The sequence below is a fragment of the Mangrovicoccus sp. HB161399 genome (assembly GCF_013184745.1).
Taxonomy (GTDB): domain Bacteria; phylum Pseudomonadota; class Alphaproteobacteria; order Rhodobacterales; family Rhodobacteraceae; genus Mangrovicoccus.
In genome coordinates this window covers 33,958-50,494 of sequence record NZ_JAATVU010000023.1, presented here as the reverse complement: position 1 = coordinate 50,494, position 16,537 = coordinate 33,958, and the positions used below count along the sequence as shown (strand labels likewise).

Genomic DNA, 16,537 nt, shown 5'->3' with positions numbered 1-16,537 from the left:
CGGTCAATCTCCGGGACGCGGGACCGCGGGACTGCAACAAAGCTCGCGCCATTGCGCAGCGCCGGGGGTTGCGGCGCGCCCCCGCCGGTGCAGGATGGGCGCGACGCCAAGAGGAGACCCCAATGGCCCCGATCGACCTCTACTACTGGCCCACCCCCAACGGCTGGAAGATCTCCATCGCGCTGGAGGAGATGGAGCTGCCCTACGAGACCCATCTGGTGAATATCGGCGCGGGCGACCAGTTCGACCCGGCTTTCCTGGAAATCGCGCCCAACAACCGCATGCCCGCCATCGTCGATCCGGACGGACCGGACGGGGCGCCGGTCCCGATCTTCGAGTCGGGCGCGATCCTGCAGTATCTCGCCCGCAAGACCGGGCGCTTCTGCGGCCGCACCGAGCGCGAGCGCATCGCCGTCGACCAGTGGCTGATGTGGCAGATGGGCGGCGTCGGCCCCATGGCGGGCCAGGCGCACCACTTCCTGAAATACGCGCCCGATCTCGATCCGCCGCAGGTGCTGCCCTATGCGCAGGACCGCTACCGCGCCGAGGTCGGGCGGCTCTACCGCGTGCTCGACACCCAGCTGGGCAAGACCGAATACGCCGCCACCGGCGAGTTCACCATCGCCGACATGGCGATCTGGCCCTGGGCCTCGCTCTGGGAAGGCCAGCAGCAGACCCTGGAGGACAAGCCGAACCTCGCCCGCTGGCTGGACACGGTGGCCGCCCGCCCCGGCGTCGCCAGGGGCCGCGCGCTGCATGCCGATCTGCGTTCCGGCAGCAACGACCGCAAGGCGCAGGAGATCCTGTTCCGGACCAGGTGATCCGGCGGAGGGCGGGGCCGGTCCCGCCCGCCCAACCTTGACACGACTCGGGCAAATGCCGCTCCCTTTCCGCGGGAAACCGGAGGAAGACCATGCCCGACATTGACGACATGGGGTTCGTGAACCGGACTCAGGGAGTCTGCGGCTTCGCGGCCGCGCTCTACGCGCTCTACGCGCACAGCCCGACCCTGAAGGACCAGCAGGCACTTTCGGACGCCGCCCGCTGGGACACCCGCATCGCGGCCGAGATCAAGACCTATCTGATGATCCTAAAGGCAGAGCGGAACGAGCGCCTGCTGGGCATGATCCAGACTTTCTGCGCGGGGTATCCGGGTCTCGGCGGCTTCACGATGAGCGGCTACATCGAGAAGATCAATTCCATCCCGGAGAACGTGCCTGTCGGCGCGTCGATGGCCGACAAGGAGATTTCCGTCACCATCGCGCTGCCCCCGCCGGTGCTGGCCGACTACCTGCGGCGGGTCTGCGGGTTCCGCAATGCGACGGAGGTGGCCGCCGACAACGGCCGCAACGAGCTGATCGTCGGCGTGCAGAAGGGCGACCCCGCCTATACGATGTACGGTGGACTGTGCCACTACATCTACCGGCTCGGCGGGACTTGGTACACCTGGGGCGGCCGAGCCGGCTCGCTGGAACAGCTCAACCGCGACTACGACCGCCGCTATGTCCCCTGCTGCTACGTGTCGCCGGTCGGCTGAGGACTCCGGCCGCTCAGGCGCTGCCGCCGTCCTCTGTGCTGTGCCGCTTGAGAAGTCCCGCCTGCGAGACGAAGAAGGCCATCATCGCCGCCATCTGCCCGAACGTGTCCCAGGCGACGAAGACATCCGTCGAGAAGCCGCGCCAGATGATCTCGTTGGCGGCGGCGACGCCGGCGAAGAAGATCGCCAGCCGCTTCGTGAGGATCATCCAGCCTTCGTGGGTGATCGGCAGTGCGCCGTCCATGATGAATTCCAGCCAGGACTGGCCGCGGGCGATTCCCACCCAGAGCAGGCCGGAGAAGATGCCGAAGGCGAGCGTCGACTTCATCTTGAAGAACCGCTCGTCGTTCAGCCCGACGGTGAGTCCGCCGAAGACGACGGCGAGCACCAGGGTGAAGATCTGCATCCGGCTGACCTTGCCGGAGATCTTGTAGAGCAGCCAGTTGGTGAGCATCAGCAGCGGGATGAAGCAGGCAGTCACGATGACGAAGCCCTCGTATTCGCGGCCGCCGATCAGGAAGCTCTTCTCCCTCACCAGCAGGTAACCCGCCACGAAGAGCAGCACCGGGCCCAAGTCCAGCGCCTGCTTCCGCCAGTCGTTCTGATCGCTCATGCTCAGCCTCCAAGGATGGTCAGGGCACCGGTTAGGACAGTGGCGCGCCGGAATCCAGCAATCTTGCAGCCTGCAGGCGAATTCGTGACCTCGCGGTTACCGTCGGCGCGCTAACCGCCTGCCTCGACAATCACCGCGCCGAGGGCGATCAGCGCCATCAGCGCGACGCGGCGCGGGCCGGTCGACTCGCCCAGCAGCACCCAGCCGATCAGCGCGGCGAAGACCGTCGACGTCTCGCGCAGAACCGCTGCCTCGCCGACGCTGTCGAGCCGCGTCGCCAGCATCACCGTGCCGAAGCTGCCATAGGCGATGATCCCGCCGACCAGCCCGCGCAGCATCAAGGGGCCCGGCGCGGGCGGGTCGGCCATGCGGCGCCAGCGGATCAGGGCCACCACCGGGAAGACCGCCCCGTCGATGAAGAAGAACCAGGCGAGGAAGGTGAACGGGTCCGCCGTCGCGCGGATGCCGTAGGCGTCCACCGTCGTGTAGAGCGCCACGAAGACCCCCGTCGCCACCGCGAAGAGCAGCGCCGGCACCAGCGTGTGGCGGTTCACCGTGACATGGACGAGGTTGTAGGCGGCCAGCCCGTAGATGCCCGCGAGCAGCACGCCGAGTCCGCCCCATTGCACCCAGGTGAAGCGCTCGCCGAAGATCAGGACCGCGCCGATCATCGCGAAGAGCGGCCCGGTGCCGCGCACCACCGGATAGACGACCGTGTAGGCGCCCTTGGTGTAGGCCATGCCCTGCAGGATCTTGTAGACCACATGCACCGCGAAGCAGAGCGCGAAGATCGGCCACATGTGCGGCTCGGGCCGGGGCACCAGGAACAGCGCCACCGGCATCGCCATGATCCCGTAGCAGAAATCGATTGCGCCGCGGCTCAGCCAGGGATCGTGCCGCCCTTTCTGGAGCGCGCCGAAGATCGCGTGCAGCAGCGCCGCGGACAGAGCGAGAAGCATTGCCAGGGTGCGCCCCTGGTCGGTACCTTCGAGCGACAGGAGCCAGCCGGACATGATCACCTCGGAAAAGACACCCCAAGCCTATGCAGGCAACGCGCCCGGGCGCGCAACCCCGCAGGGCCGGCCGTGACCGGCCAGGGCCTCTGGCAGATGCTGCGCCACGAGCTGGGCGGCGGATTCTCGGCGACGCCATTGCCGGTGGCGGCGCTGAGGCTCTGCGCCGCGCTGGTGCTGGGAGGCGCGCTCGGCATCGAGCGGCAGGTCCGGCACAAGGCGGCCGGGCTGCGCACCCACATGCTGATCGCGATCGCCGCCTGCCTGTTCACGCTGATCGCGCTCGACCTGATGGCGCTGCCCGGCGACACCGCCACGCTGCGCACCGATCCGCTGCGGCTGATCGCGGCGGTGACCTCGGGCGTGGCCTTCCTGGCCGCCGGGACGATCATTTTCCAGGGCGACCGGGTGCACGGGCTGACCACCGGGGCCAGCATGTGGATGGCCGGCGCCGCCGGGCTGGCCTGCGGGATCGGCAACATCCCGATGGGCGCGCTGGCCACCGCCCTGGCGCTAGTGGTGCTGGAGGCCGTGCGGCGGCTGGAACACCGCGGCTGACGCCGCGGCGGCCGGGGTCAGACCTCGAGGCCGGTCAGCGCGGCGGCGAATTCCTCCGGATCGAAGGGCGCGAGGTCGTCGATCTGCTCGCCCACCCCGATGGCGTGGATCGGCAGGCCGAAGCGGTCGGCCAGCGCCACCAGCACGCCGCCCTTGGCGGTGCCGTCGAGCTTGGTCATCACCAACCCCGAGACATCGGCCAGCCGCTGGAACTCCTGCACCTGGGTCACCGCGTTCTGGCCGGTGGTCGCGTCGAGCACCAGCAGCGTGTTGTGCGGCGCCTCCGGGTCCTTCTTGCGGATCACCCGGACGATCTTGGCCAGCTCCTCCATCAGGTCGGCGCGGTTCTGCAGCCGCCCGGCGGTGTCGATCATCAGCAGGTCCGCGCCGTCGCGCTGCGCCTTTTCCATCGCCTCGTAGGCAAGGCTCGCCGGGTCCGAGCCCTCGGGCGCGGTCAGCACCGGCACGCCTGCGCGGCTGCCCCAGACCTGCAGCTGCTCGACGGCCGCGGCGCGGAAGGTGTCGCCCGCGGCAATCACCACGTTCTTGCCGGCCGCACGGAACTGCGAGGCGAGCTTGCCGATCGTGGTGGTCTTGCCCGAGCCGTTGACGCCGACGACCAGCACCACCTGCGGGGTCTTCGGATAGAGCGGCAGCGGCCGCGCCACGGGCTCCATGATCCGGGCAATTTCCTGCGCCATGACCTGCTTCAGCTCGGCGGTCGACAGCCGCTGCCCCATCCGGCCCTCGGCCATGTTCGCGGTCACGCGGGCAGCGGTTTCGACCCCCATGTCGGCGGTGATCAGCAGATCCTCGATCTGCTCCAGCATGTCGTCGTCGAGCGCGCGGCGCATCGCGCTGGACTTGTCGGCACGGCCCAGCATCCGGGCGAAGAGGCCGCCCTTCTTCTCCGGCCCTGCCTCCGCGGCGGGCTGCGGCACGGGATCCGGGACCGGCATTGGAGCAGGCGCGGGCGGCACCGGCGCTGCGGGCGCCGCGGCAGGAGCCGCGGGCGCGGGGGCCGGTGCCGGTGCAGGCGGCTCCGGCGCGGGCGGCGGCGCGGGCGCGTCGACCGAGCCTTCCTCCTCGACGATGGCCTCGAGCCCGTCCTCGATCTTCGAGGAAGACTTGAACATCCGGTCTTTCATTTTCTTGAAGAACGACATGGAAACGGCTCCGTCTGGGTCCGGGCCTGCCTAAACGTCCTTGCGGGCCAAGGGAAGACCCCGGCGCCGAAACCGCGCCTTGCGGCGGGTCTGCCTGCCGGAACGGCATCCCCCGGGGCCCCCGCCTGCCGGAGCGACGGAAGGCAAACCGCGGGGGCGGGACGGATTTGAGAATGCACCGTTTCTTGGCGGCCCCCGCTTGCGCGTCAGGCTTCTCCATGCAGCCACGATCAGCCTGACGGTCGACGTGCAGGGAGCGCGGCGCGGGCCATCCGCAGCGTCACCCATGCGGCAAGGAGCGATTTCGGCCCCGGCGCACCGGCGCCGGAGTTCGGCGTCCGGCTGGGCACAGGCCCCTCCACCTGTCCGAAGGCCTCCGCCTCGGGCACCGCCTCAGGCATGGCGGCCCCGTCACCTCAGGAGGCAGCTGGGGTCCGTCCCGCTCCCGCGTCTGCGCGGTCGGCTGCGTCGGCCCGGTGCTGCCCGCCGAGACCAGCTTCTCGAACCCGTCCGGCGGCGCGGCGCCTCTGCGAGACCGTCGATCCGGACATGGGCAGCGCAGCGGCCTTCAACGCCATGATTGCGGTGGAAGGCCGACCCGCCAACCTGGCCACGGCAAGTCCCGGCAGCTCCAGCATGGCGGCGGCACGGACAAGGGGCGGCCAGCGACGGCCAGCGGCTTCGCCCTCCGCTGCGGCACTGGACTGAAAGGCTGCCTCGCAGACCCCGTCGACCCCGGACGGCGCACGGCCCGATGCAAGCCACGCCATCGGGCTCGACCTGGAGGCCGCCGCAGGTGGGAGCCGCCGGCCGTCGCGGGCCGCAATTCCGCCGGCCAGCCCCGGCACCGCAACTTCCGCCTTTTCCGCCGCAAGCGGAACCGCCCGGGCCAAGGTGCCCCTGCCCGCGGCGCTGCCGCTGTGGCTGGCTGCGATCCCGTGCCCCGCGGGCGCGGTGCGGCTGCACAGGCGGCAGCGATGAACGCCGCCCGGCCTACGGGCCGGACCCGCCGTTGCCGAGGACCGCCATCTGCGGGTCCGCAGCGTTCCCGCAGGCGTCCGGACGGCAACTTTCCGTGATGGAAACCATCACCATTTGGCGTTTGACGGAACGGGAAAACGGCGCCATTGCATGGCAATGACCCGTGCCCCCCTTGTGACCCCCGTCCTGATTTCCGGCTGCATCATCATGCTGGTGAGCTTCGCCATCCGCGCGAGCTTCGGCGTGTTCCAGATCCCCGTCGCCGAGGAATTCGGCTGGATGCGCAGCGAATTTTCCCTGGCCATCGCCATCCAGAACCTCGCCTGGGGCATCGGCCAGCCGATCTTCGGCGCGCTGGCCGAGAAGATCGGCGACCGCAAGGCGATCGTCATGGGGGCCGTGCTCTATGCCGCGGGCCTGGTGCTGTCCTCGGTCTCGACCCTGCCGCTGCAGCACCAGCTGCTGGAGGTCGCGGTCGGATTCGGCATCGCCGGGACCGGCTTCGGCGTCATTCTCGCCGTTGTGGGACGCGCCTCCGCGCCAGAGCACCGCTCCATGTCGCTGGCCATCGCCACCGCGGCGGGCAGCGCGGGCCAGGTCGTCGGCGCGCCGGTCGCCGAATGGCTGCTGTCGATGATGGCCTGGCAGCAGGTCTTCGTGGTCTTCGCCGCCGCGATCCTGCTGGTGCTGTTCGCCCTGCCGATGATGCGCGCGCCGGTCGCGCCGCGTGCGGAGCTGGAGGAAACCCTCGGCCAGATCCTCAAGCGGGCGCTGCGCGATCCCTCCTATGCGCTGATCTTCATCGGCTTCTTCTCCTGCGGCTACCAGCTGGCCTTCGTCACCGCGCATTTCCCGGCGCTGGTGACCGAGATGTGCGGCCCGATCGCGGATGGCTCGCTGCTGGCCGGGCTGGGCATCAACAGCACCTCGGCGCTCGGCGCGGTTTCCATCGCGGTGATCGGCATGGCCAACATCGCGGGCACGCTGACCGCGGGCTGGCTCGGCAACCGCTTCCAGAAGAAGTACCTGCTCTCCGGCATCTATGTCGGCCGGACGCTGATTTCGGCCTGGTTCATCCTCACGCCGATCACGCCGGCGACCGTGCTGGTCTTCTCGGTGGTGATGGGCGCGCTGTGGCTGGCCACCGTGCCGCTGACCTCCGGCCTCGTCGCGCATCTCTACGGGCTGCGCTACATGGGCACGCTCTACGGCATCGTGTTCTTCTCCCACCAGCTGGGCAGCTTCCTCGGCGTCTGGCTGGGCGGGCGGATGTATGACCTGACCGGGGACTACACCGCCGTCTGGTGGGTGGGCGTGGGCGTCGGCGCGCTCAGCGCCGTGGTGCACCTGCCGGTGCGCGAACGCCCGCTGCCCGTGGCGGCCTAGGCCGCCTCCTCCGCGCTCAGGAGCCCCTTGGCAACGAGGGTCTCCGCCCAGCCCTCGGGCCCGGTGAACTGGTGCACCTGCCAGCCGCGCGCCGCCGCCGCCGCGATGTTGTCCGCGCGGTCATCGGCGAAGAGCAGCGCCGACGGCGCGATGCCGCAATCCTCCTCCACCATCTCGTAGATCCTCGGGTCCGGCTTGATCACCTGCATGTGCCCCGAGATGTAGCGGCGGTCGAATTCGGCCAGGAACGGATACTTGGTCTCGGCATAGGCGAAGCTGCCGATGCCGAAATTCGACAGCGCGAAAACCGGCACGCCCTTGGCGCGCAGCGCCCGCAGGAGCCGGATCGAGCGCGGAATCTCGGGGCTCGCCAGCTCGATCCAGTTGTCGTGCCATTGCCGGATCTCGCCGCGGAATTCCGGATACTTCTCGGCAGCGGCATAGATCGTCGCGGTAAAATCGCCGCCCCGGTCCACCTCGTCGTTCATGCCGTGCAGATCGACGCTGGCGAACATCTCGCGGCGGCGCGCCTCGCCCACCACCCGGTCGTAGTACCGTTCGGGCTGCCACTCGATCAGCACGTTGCCGATGTCGAAAATCACTGCTTCCACTGTCATCGCCGTCTCCTGCACCGCTCGCGACCGCCCCGTGATAGCGCAGCGCGCCCGCCGCGGCATCGGGCATCGGGTCGCGGCCCGGCGCAGTGAACCACATGGTTCACTTCCCGCGGCGGACCCGGCATACTATCTGATGGACAGGGGCCGGAGGGGATGCCGCGCCCGCCAGCAGTCACGGTTGCCCAGGAGGACCGAGCTTGAACGATCTCAGCCACGACGTGAAACGCGGCCGGAAATACGACCAGGTGGTCGCGGGCGCCCGCGAGATCTTCATGCAGGAAGGCTACGAAGGCGCCAGCGTCGATGCCATCGCCAAGGCCGCCGGGGTGTCGAAGGCGACGCTCTACAGCTATTTCGCCGACAAGCGGCAGCTGTTCCTGGAAGTCGCCCGCTGCGAATGCCAGCGCCAGAGCGAGCAGGCCCGCGCCCTGGCCCAGACCGGGCGCACCGTGCGCGAGACCCTGACCGACATCGCCCAGCGGCTGACCGCCTTCGTGCTGTCGGAATTCGGCCAGAGCGTGTTCCGGCTCTGCGTCGCCGAGGCGGAACGCTTTCCCGAGCTCGGCCGCGCCTTCTACCGCTCGGGTCCCGAGCAGGCCCGCCGCAGCATCGCCGATTTCTTCCGCAAGGCGGTGGAGGCCGGCGAGCTCGACATCGAGGATTGCGACTTTGCCGCCGAGCAGTTCACCGAGCTCTGCAAGGCGCATCTGTGGTCGCGGCTGATGTTCAACATGATCTCGGAGGTCACAGAGGAGGATGTCGAGCGGATCATCACCTCCGCCGTCGACATGTTCCTCGCCCGCTACGGCACCGGGACGACGCGCTGAGCCGCGCGCGGCCCGGAGGCCTCACTCCAGGCTGGAGAAATACGCCCAGAGGTCGCGGGCATCCTGCTCCTCGCGCAGCCGGAAGGTCATCTTGCTGCGCGACTTGTGTTCCAGCATGTCCGACAGGTAGGCGTTGGGGTCCTGCACGTAGGTGACGAAGGCCTCCTCGTCCCAGGACCTGCCGGTGGCCTGCGCCTCCTCGAAGGCGTCCGAATAGGCGAAGCCCTCTTCCGAGCCCATCACCCGCCCGGGCAGCCCGTAGAGATTCGGTCCGGTCTTCGCCGTCTTGCCCGCCAGCACTTCGCCTGCGCCGTTGCGCACGACGTGGCAGGCCTGGCATTGCCGGAATGCCTTCTCGCCGGCGGCCGGATCTCCTCCGGCCAGGGCCGGGGCGGCCAGCAGGAACGCGGCAAGGGCGGAAACTGTGCGGTACGGCATGGCAAGGCAACCTTTCCTGTCTGCGCGGTGCCGGAACATCGCGGGCTGTCTGCGGCCAGAGTTAGCGGGGATTGCCCCCCGAGGCCAATGCAAATGCCGCGCGATCGGGCAAAAGCCGACGAAAGCAGCACCGGCCGACGGTCCGCCGCCACCTTGGTCGCGCTGCCGCCTGCCGCCGGGTTCCCCTGCGGCGGCAGGGGCTTGGCCTGTGTCATGATGTCGGCGTGCAAAGCCGGGGCAACCCCGCTTAGATTGCTCCCAAGCCGCCTGAGGCTCCCGCAAGATACCCCGCGCTCCGCGGATTTCCGGGCCGAAAGCCCTCCGACCAGTACCAGAGTCCCGCAACCAAGACCGACGCATGACAGACAAGATCCCGGCATGGGTCAATGGCAAGCTGACGCCTCTCGACAAGCTGGAGGTGCACCGCAACGGGCTGAAGCACCCTGCGGTGTCCGTCTTCGTGATGGACGGCCAGAACGTCCTGATCCAGCGCCGGGCGATGTCGAAATACCATACGCCGGGGCTCTGGGCGAACACGGTCTGCACCCATCCGAAGTGGAACGAGAAATCCTCGGACTGCGCGGTCCGGCGGCTGCGCGAGGAACTGGGCATCACCGGGCTGTATCCCGCGCTGCGCGACACGGTGGAATACCGCGCCGACGTGGGCAACGGCATGGTCGAGCACGAGGTCGTGGACATCTTCCTGGCCCATGCCAACAAGCAGATCCCGGTCAAGCCGAACCCGGAAGAGGTGATGCAGGTCGAATGGATCGGCATCTACGATCTCGCCGCCGAGGTTGCCCGCCGCCCGGCGCGGTTCACGCCCTGGCTGCGCATCTACATGGACGAGCACAAGGACCGGATCTTCGGCACGCTCGTGAAAGTCTGACATGTCCAGGGAGGGCGCCCGGGTGGAGGAGCACCAGGCAATCCACGATCTCTACCACGCGCATCACCGCGATGGCTGGGGCTCGGTAGCGGTCGACGAGCTGGAATTCTTCCGCTCGGTGATCGCCGCGGAGCGGCCGGAGAGCTTCATCGAGATCGGCACCGCCTCCGGGCTTTCCGGGGGCTTCATCGCCCGATTCCTCGCCGCCAACGGCGGCAGGCGGCTGGTGACGCTGGATGCCGAGGAATGGTTCTTCGGCGACCGCACGAAGCCCACGGGATTCCAGATCGACCCGGTGAAGGGCGACGCGGCCGTCGAGGTGCAGCGCTTCGCCGGGATCACCCTGCTCGGCCTGCCGGAGGACGTCACCGGCTTCGACATGGGATTCGTCGATGCCAACCACCAGCATCCCTGGCCGCTGCTCGACACGCTGCTTCTGCATCCGCGGATGCCGTCGGGGGGCAAGGTCTTCCATCACGACCTGAAGCTCTACCGCGACGACGGGCATTTCAACTCGATCGGGCCGAAGCACTGCTTCGACCAGTTCCCCGACAGCCGCCGCTACGTCTCGCCCGCCCGGGACGGCAACAGCTACTGGCTGGACCTGGCGATGCCGCGGGAGGAGCTGGGACGGATCGGCGCGGCCGGTCTCCTGATCCCGTGGACTCTGATGGAGCCGCTGGAAGACGCGCAGATCGAGGACGCCGCCGCCCAGCTCGGACGGCATTACGGCCCTGCCCTGCGCGACACCTTCCTGACGGCGGCGCAGCGCTTCAACTGGATCCGGATCTCGCGCCCGAAGCGCGCCATCGACAAGCTGAAGCGGCGGTTGCGGCGGGAGTGAGCCCGCCGCACGGCGGTCACTGGCCGCAGCGGCGCTCCGCGTCCTCGTAGGCGGCGGTGAAGCCCATCAGCGAGAACGTGTCCTGCGTGGTCGTGCCCGAGCGCTGCGACAGGCCGGTCACCTTGGCCTCCGCCCCGGCCTTCATAGCCGAGGCGATCTGGCGGTCCTGCTCGCCCGAAGTCGCCCAGGCGACGTTGCCCTCGGCGAAGAGGTCGAACTTGGAGTCGCCGATTTCCAGCGTGACGGGCTCGCCTTCCGCGAAGTCATAGCCGCCCATGAAGGACACCTCGCCCATGCCGCCGCCGCCATTGGCGTCCTTCGGCCAGAAGGAGACGAAGAGGAAGATGTCGCCGCGCTTCACCGCGACAGGGCGGCCGCCGCGCGTGGCGGTGGACTTGCCTGCCTGCGGCGCCGCCACGACCCAGCACTGCTTGGGATCGTCCTCGACATAGATCGTCCAGTCGGTCTTCGCCCCGACCGGATTGTTGGCAACCTGCGCCACGGCGGGGGTCAGCCACATGCCGAGCCCCATCCCCAGTCCGAGAACCAGCCGGTTGATCAATTCCGCCTCCTAAACCTCTTCGTTCCGGAACGGCCCGCTCTTGGCGGGGGCCTGCCCGGCACATGCCTCAGTCGCCGCGACGATAGCGCAGCTTTCCGCTGATTCCAAATGCAGCCCCCGCGATGTGACCCCGGGCAGCAGCCTTCACGCCACGAAATCCGCCTTCGCGTAGCCCTGCAGGTACAGCAGCGCCGTCAAATCTCCGTGATTCACCCGGATGCCGGCCTGGGCCGCGACCGAGGGCTTGGCATGGAGCGCAACCCCTGCCCCCGCTTCGTGCAGCATGCCCAAATCATTGGCGCCGTCGCCCACGGCGATCACCTCGGCCGGGGTGAATCCCAGCCGTGCGCTGATCTGGTGCAGCGCCTCGACCTTGGCCTCGCGCCCGAGGATCGGCCGCCCGACATCGCCGGTCAGCACGCCGTCCTCGGCAAGCAGCGTGTTGGCGCGGTGCTCGTCGAAGCCCAGTTCCGCCGCGACGCGCTCGGTGAAGGCGGTGAAGCCGCCCGAGACCAGCGCGGCATGGCCGCCATTGGCCTTCATCGTCGCGATCAGGACCTTGCCGCCCGGCGCCATGGTGATGCGCGCGTCGTAGACCTCGGCGATCACGCTTTCCGGCAGGCCCTTCAGCAGCCCGACCCGCTCGGTCAGGGCGCCCTCGAAATCCAGCTCGCCGTTCATCGCCCGGGCTGTGATGTCCTTCACACGCTCGCCCACGCCCGCCATGTCGGCGAGCTCGTCGATGCATTCCTGGCCGATCATCGTGCTGTCCATGTCGGCGAGCAGCATGCGGCGGCGGCGTCCGGCAGTTTCCTGCACGGCGAGGTCGATGCCCCGGGCCTGCAGTTCCTCCCAGCGGGCCCAGAGATCCTCCGGCACCGCGTCCAGCGCGAATTCCGCGGCCTCGCCCTCGGCCAGCCAGCCGAGCGGCCCGCCGCCCCAGGCCTCGGCCAGCGCCCCGGCCGTGGCGGCATCGAGGCAGGGCGCGGCGGGATTGGTCAGGAGCGTGGCGGTGTACATGGGAGGCCTCCGGATCGGTTCGGCGCCCCTATCCCATGGCTGCGGCGGAAAAACCAGTCCCGGCGTGAGGCGGCCCAGCAGCCCCGCAAATTCAACAGCTTGGCACCGTAGTGGTCCGGAATCCTCACCGGAATCGGGACCGGAAATCCCCACGTGATTTACCAAAGCAACTTTAGTATTATTGACTGCGATTACATCGCAACATTATTTCTTGCTGACCGTTAACAAAATGATAACGACGGTACACGTGACCAAGGAGGTTCCCATGCCCGTGCCCCGCATTACCTACGACGCCCTCGTCCGGATCTTCGGCGAAGAGCTGACCGCCCGGTTCTACACGCCCATCTCGATGGTGAGGCGCTGAGCGCCGTCCGGCGGCGTTTCTGACTCCTCCAGGAGCGCCGCCCCGAGCGACAGTTCGAACGCATAGGATTCGCGGTCGAACACCGCCCAGACGAAGAACATGACGGCCGCCGCCACGGCAAAGCAGGCCGCCAGGACCGCGGCATTGACCGCAACGGGCGCCTGCCCGCCGGTGCCCGGCGCGGCCAGGCCGGCCAACACGGCCGCCAGCAGGAAATTCACCGCGAAGCCCCGCGCCACCCGGTCCCGCGACCTGCGGCCCGTCAGTTCCGCAGCAAGGTCGCCATGCTTCCCGTAGAGAATGCCGAGAACCCGCGCGCGGGCCAGCATCTGCGCGCTCCGCTGCTCCGGCGTGGCGGCGGGGCCGCGGTAGAACGGATTGCGCTCGACCGGCAAGGCATCGAACCGGTGCGCCCGGTGTTCGGGCCGGAGGCTGGCCAGCCATTGCAGGCTGAGGGTCTGGGCGGGCACCTTCCCGGTCAGGAGCTTGGCAAGCCGGTCCACCACCATGCCGAGGCCGTAGACCAGCGGAAGCAGCATCAGCACCGCCCCCGCCGCATTGCCGTCCGGCAGGACCAGTTCCAGCCCCGAGATCCGCCGCAGCAGCGGCAGCAGCCAGATCAGCGCGACGGCGCCGTTCACCAGGTATTCGATCAGCAGTCCCGGCAATGCAGGCATGGTCACCTCCCCCGTCGGGCAAGTCGCTTTTGCACGCCGAAATGCCGCTTGCCGCGATTTTCGATCTTGCCCGACTCCCCTGCCTCGCGTAAAGGCGGCGGCGGGACACGCTGCCCCAACGCAGCGCGTATATCTGGAAGGGTACTACAGATGGCTATCTCCGCCCCGGCAACGCGTCCGGCCAATCCGCGTTTTTCGTCTGGCCCCTGCGCCAAGATTCCCGGCTTCGAGCTGAGCATGCTCGCCGATGCAGCTCTCGGCCGTTCGCACCGCGCGAAGATCGGCAAGGACAAGCTGAAAGCCGCGATCGAAACCACCCGCGAAATTCTGGGCGTGCCTGCGGATTACCGCATCGGCATCGTGCCCGCCTCCGATACCGGCGCCGTCGAGATGGCGCTGTGGTCGCTGCTCGGCGCCCGCAAGGCCACCATGGTCGCCTGGGAATCCTTCGGCGCCGGCTGGGTCACCGACGTGGTCAAGCAGCTGAAGATCGACGCCGAAGTGAAGACCGCCGAATACGGCGAGATCGTCGACTTCGCGACGCTCGATTTCGACACCGATGTCGTCTTCACCTGGAACGGCACCACCTCGGGCGTGCGCCTGCCGAATGGCGACGCGATCCCCGCCGACCGCGCCGGTCTGACCATCTGCGACGCGACCTCCGCGGCCTTCGCGCAGGACCTGCCCTTCGACAAGCTCGACGTCGTCACCTTCTCCTGGCAGAAAGTGCTGGGCGGCGAAGCGGCGCACGGCATCCTGATCCTCAGCCCCCGCGCCGTCGAGCGGCTGGAGACCTACACCCCCGCCTGGCCCCTGCCGAAGATCTTCCGCATGACCAAGGGCGGCAAGCTGATCGAGGGCATCTTCGTCGGCGAGACCATCAACACCCCGTCGATGCTTTGCGTCGAGGACTACCTGGTGGCGCTCGACTGGGCGAAATCCGTCGGCGGGCTGAAGGGCCTGCAGGACCGCGCCAACGCCAACGCCCAGGCGATCTGGGACTTCTGCGCAGCGCGCGACTGGATCGACAACCTGGCCGTCGACCCGGCGACCCGCTCGAACACCTCGGTCTGCCTGAAATTCACCGATCCGCGGATCACCGACGGCGCTGCCTTCGCCAAGGCCGTGCAGAAGCGGCTGGAAGCCGAGGGCGTCGCCCTTGACGTCGGCGCCTACCGCGATGCGCCGGCAGGCCTGCGCATCTGGTGCGGCGGCACGATCGAGACCTTGGACATCGAGGCGATGCTGCCCTGGCTGGAATACGCCTTCGAGGCGGAAATCGCCGCTCTGGCCGAAACCGCGTAACCGGTTCCCGGGGCCCCGCGCCCCGGTTCTTTTCCCCGAGATACCGCTCCCCGCCGCTTCCGGCGGGGTCCCGCTCCGCAAGCCGGACGGCGGCCCGATGCCCCGTTCCCGGCCCCCGCTTTGAAGGACAAAGACCATGCCCAAGGTTCTCGTCTCCGACGCCCTCTCCGAAACCGCCGTCCAGATCTTCCGCGACCGCGGCGTCGAGGTCGACTTCATGCCGAAGCTCGGCAAGGACAAGGCCAAGCTGCTGGAAATCATCGGCGAGTATGACGGCCTGGCGATCCGCTCGGCCACCAAGGTGACCGCCGACGTGCTGGAAGCCGCGACCAACCTGAAGGTCATCGGCCGCGCCGGCATCGGCGTCGACAACGTCGACATCCCGCTCGCCTCCAAGAAGGGCGTGATCGTGATGAACACGCCGTTCGGCAACTCGATCACCACTGCCGAGCATGCCATCGCGATGATGTTCGCCGTCGCCCGCCAGATCCCCGCCGCCGACGCCTCCACCCAGGCCGGCAAGTGGGAGAAGTCGCGCTTCATGGGCGTCGAGATCACCGGCAAGACCCTGGGCCTGATCGGCTGCGGCAACATCGGCTCGATCGTCGCCTCCCGCGCGCTCGGCCTGAAGATGAAGGTCCTGGCCTACGACCCCTTCCTGTCCGAAGAGCGCGCCGACGAGCTGGGCGTGACCAAGGTCGAGCTGGCCGACCTGCTGCCGAAGGCCGACTTCATCACGCTGCACGTGCCGAAGACCGAGAAGACCGCCAACATCCTGTCGGCCGAGAACCTCGCCAAGACCAAGAAGGGCGTGCGGATCATCAACTGCGCCCGCGGCGGCCTCGTCGACGAAGCCGCGCTGGCCGAACTGCTGAAATCCGGCCATGTCGCGGGCGCAGGCTTCGACGTGTTCTCCGTGGAACCGGCGACCGAGAACCCGCTCTTCGGCCTCGACAACGTGGTCTGCACCCCGCACCTGGGCGCCGCCACCACCGAGGCGCAGGAAAACGTCGCCCTGCAGGTCGCCGAGCAGATGTCGGACTACCTGATGACCGGCGCCGTCACCAACTCGCTGAACATGCCCGCGGTCACCGCCGAGGAAGCCAAGGTCATGGGCCCCTGGATCAAGCTCGCCGAGCACCTGGGCAGCTTCGTCGGCCAGCTGACCGACGAGCCGGTGAAGTCGATCAACATCACCTATGACGGCGTCGCCTCCGAGATGAACCTCAAGGCGCTGGACTGCGCCGTGCTGGCAGGCTTCCTGAAGCCGACCACGCCGGACGTGAACCTGGTCTCCGCGCCGGTGATGTTCCGCGAGAAGGGCGTCCAGATCAGCCAGACCAAGCAGGACAAGTCGGGCTCCTTCGAAGGCTACATCAAGCTGACCGTCGAGCTGGAAAGCCGCACCCGCACCGTCGCCGGGACCGTGTTCTCCGACGGCAAGCCGCGCTTCATCCAGATCAAGGGCATCAACATCGACGCCGAAGTCGCGCCCTACATGCTCTACACGACCAACAAGGACGTGCCGGGCGTGATCGGCTCGCTGGGCATGACCGTCGGCGAGGCAGGCTACAACATCGCCAACTTCACCCTCGGCCGCACCGGCAACGGCGCCGACGCGATCGCGCTGATCCACCTCGACGAGGAAGTGAAGCCCGACCTGGTGCAGAAGCTCGAAAGCCTCGGCAAGTTCCAGCTGGTCAAGCCGCTGGCCTTCGACCTGGCCTGATCCCGAGGCGC

17 protein-coding genes are annotated in these 16,537 nt (G+C 68.5%); 9 read left to right on the top strand and 8 right to left on the bottom strand.

Annotated features, from left to right (window positions below):
* Positions 1-122: 122 nt before the first annotated feature.
* Positions 123-821: a glutathione S-transferase N-terminal domain-containing protein gene (locus tag HCC78_RS14665; RefSeq protein ID WP_172329536.1), complete on the top strand. Its 699-nt coding sequence runs from the start codon at positions 123-125 to the stop codon at positions 819-821.
* Positions 822-913: 92 nt separating this feature from the next.
* Entirely contained in the window at positions 914-1,537 is a 624-nt protein-coding gene (locus HCC78_RS14660) for a hypothetical protein (RefSeq protein WP_172329535.1), read from the top strand.
* 13 nt (positions 1,538-1,550) lie between these two features.
* Here HCC78_RS14660 and HCC78_RS14655 read toward each other — a convergent pair whose 3' ends face one another.
* Positions 1,551-2,150, bottom strand: coding sequence for an inner membrane-spanning protein YciB (locus HCC78_RS14655; RefSeq protein ID WP_172329534.1), 600 nt, complete (start codon positions 2,148-2,150; stop codon positions 1,551-1,553).
* 110 nt (positions 2,151-2,260) lie between these two features.
* A complete protein-coding gene (locus tag HCC78_RS14650; protein ID WP_172329533.1) occupies positions 2,261-3,163 on the bottom strand; it encodes an EamA family transporter in 903 nt (300 codons plus the stop codon).
* A gap of 72 nt (positions 3,164-3,235) precedes the next feature.
* Between HCC78_RS14650 and HCC78_RS14645 the strand changes: the two genes are divergently transcribed.
* Positions 3,236-3,721: an MgtC/SapB family protein gene (locus HCC78_RS14645; protein WP_371743839.1), complete on the top strand. Its 486-nt coding sequence runs from the start codon at positions 3,236-3,238 to the stop codon at positions 3,719-3,721.
* A 17-nt stretch (positions 3,722-3,738) separates the two neighbouring features.
* On the opposite strand, the gene ftsY is transcribed toward HCC78_RS14645, so the two are convergent.
* A complete protein-coding gene (gene ftsY / locus HCC78_RS14640; RefSeq protein WP_172329532.1) occupies positions 3,739-4,887 on the bottom strand; it encodes a signal recognition particle-docking protein FtsY in 1,149 nt (382 codons plus the stop codon).
* A 1,137-nt stretch (positions 4,888-6,024) separates the two neighbouring features.
* On the opposite strand from ftsY, the gene HCC78_RS14635 reads away from it, so the two are divergent.
* Positions 6,025-7,254 carry an MFS transporter gene (locus tag HCC78_RS14635; protein ID WP_172329578.1) on the top strand — a complete coding sequence of 410 codons (1,230 nt, stop codon included), beginning with the start codon at positions 6,025-6,027 and terminating at the stop codon, positions 7,252-7,254.
* Here the strand turns inward: HCC78_RS14635 and HCC78_RS14630 are convergent.
* Positions 7,251-7,871 (bottom strand): HAD-IA family hydrolase, encoded by a 621-nt coding sequence (locus tag HCC78_RS14630; protein WP_172329531.1) that lies wholly within the window; start codon positions 7,869-7,871, stop codon positions 7,251-7,253. The two genes, HCC78_RS14635 and HCC78_RS14630, sit on opposite strands and share 4 nt — an antisense overlap.
* Before the next feature lie 197 nt (positions 7,872-8,068).
* Here HCC78_RS14630 and HCC78_RS14625 point away from each other — a divergent pair, with 197 nt between their 5' ends.
* Positions 8,069-8,698: a TetR/AcrR family transcriptional regulator gene (locus tag HCC78_RS14625; RefSeq protein ID WP_172329530.1), complete on the top strand. Its 630-nt coding sequence runs from the start codon at positions 8,069-8,071 to the stop codon at positions 8,696-8,698.
* A 21-nt stretch (positions 8,699-8,719) separates the two neighbouring features.
* Here the strand turns inward: HCC78_RS14625 and HCC78_RS14620 are convergent, their stop codons facing one another.
* On the bottom strand, positions 8,720-9,136 hold the full coding sequence (locus tag HCC78_RS14620) for a cytochrome c family protein (RefSeq protein WP_172329529.1): 417 nt from the start codon (positions 9,134-9,136) through the stop codon (positions 8,720-8,722).
* 358 nt (positions 9,137-9,494) lie between these two features.
* Here HCC78_RS14620 and idi point away from each other — a divergent pair, with 358 nt between their 5' ends.
* Complete coding sequence (gene idi, locus HCC78_RS14615; protein WP_172329528.1) at positions 9,495-10,025, top strand: isopentenyl-diphosphate Delta-isomerase; 531 nt, start codon at positions 9,495-9,497, stop codon at positions 10,023-10,025.
* A 1-nt stretch (position 10,026) separates the two neighbouring features.
* A complete protein-coding gene (locus HCC78_RS14610; protein ID WP_172329527.1) occupies positions 10,027-10,869 on the top strand; it encodes a class I SAM-dependent methyltransferase in 843 nt (280 codons plus the stop codon).
* Positions 10,870-10,885: 16 nt separating this feature from the next.
* Here the strand turns inward: HCC78_RS14610 and HCC78_RS14605 are convergent, their stop codons facing one another.
* The 3 genes from HCC78_RS14605 to HCC78_RS14595 form a co-directional block, all read right to left on the bottom strand.
* Positions 10,886-11,431, bottom strand: coding sequence for an invasion associated locus B family protein (locus HCC78_RS14605; RefSeq protein ID WP_371743838.1), 546 nt, complete (start codon positions 11,429-11,431; stop codon positions 10,886-10,888).
* Positions 11,432-11,575: 144 nt separating this feature from the next.
* The gene (gene serB / locus HCC78_RS14600; RefSeq protein WP_172329526.1) at positions 11,576-12,451 is read right to left on the bottom strand and encodes a phosphoserine phosphatase SerB; all 876 of its coding nucleotides are present in this window, start codon (positions 12,449-12,451) and stop codon (positions 11,576-11,578) included.
* Between the two features lie 333 nt (positions 12,452-12,784).
* The gene (locus HCC78_RS14595) at positions 12,785-13,492 is read right to left on the bottom strand and encodes a hypothetical protein (RefSeq protein WP_172329525.1); all 708 of its coding nucleotides are present in this window, start codon (positions 13,490-13,492) and stop codon (positions 12,785-12,787) included.
* Positions 13,493-13,642: 150 nt separating this feature from the next.
* Here HCC78_RS14595 and HCC78_RS14590 point away from each other — a divergent pair, with 150 nt between their 5' ends.
* Both HCC78_RS14590 and serA read left to right on the top strand, forming a co-directional pair.
* On the top strand, positions 13,643-14,797 hold the full coding sequence (locus HCC78_RS14590) for a phosphoserine transaminase (RefSeq protein WP_172329524.1): 1,155 nt from the start codon (positions 13,643-13,645) through the stop codon (positions 14,795-14,797).
* A gap of 136 nt (positions 14,798-14,933) precedes the next feature.
* Positions 14,934-16,526, top strand: coding sequence for a phosphoglycerate dehydrogenase (gene serA / locus HCC78_RS14585; protein WP_172329523.1), 1,593 nt, complete (start codon positions 14,934-14,936; stop codon positions 16,524-16,526).
* The last annotated feature ends 11 nt before the right edge of the window (positions 16,527-16,537 follow it).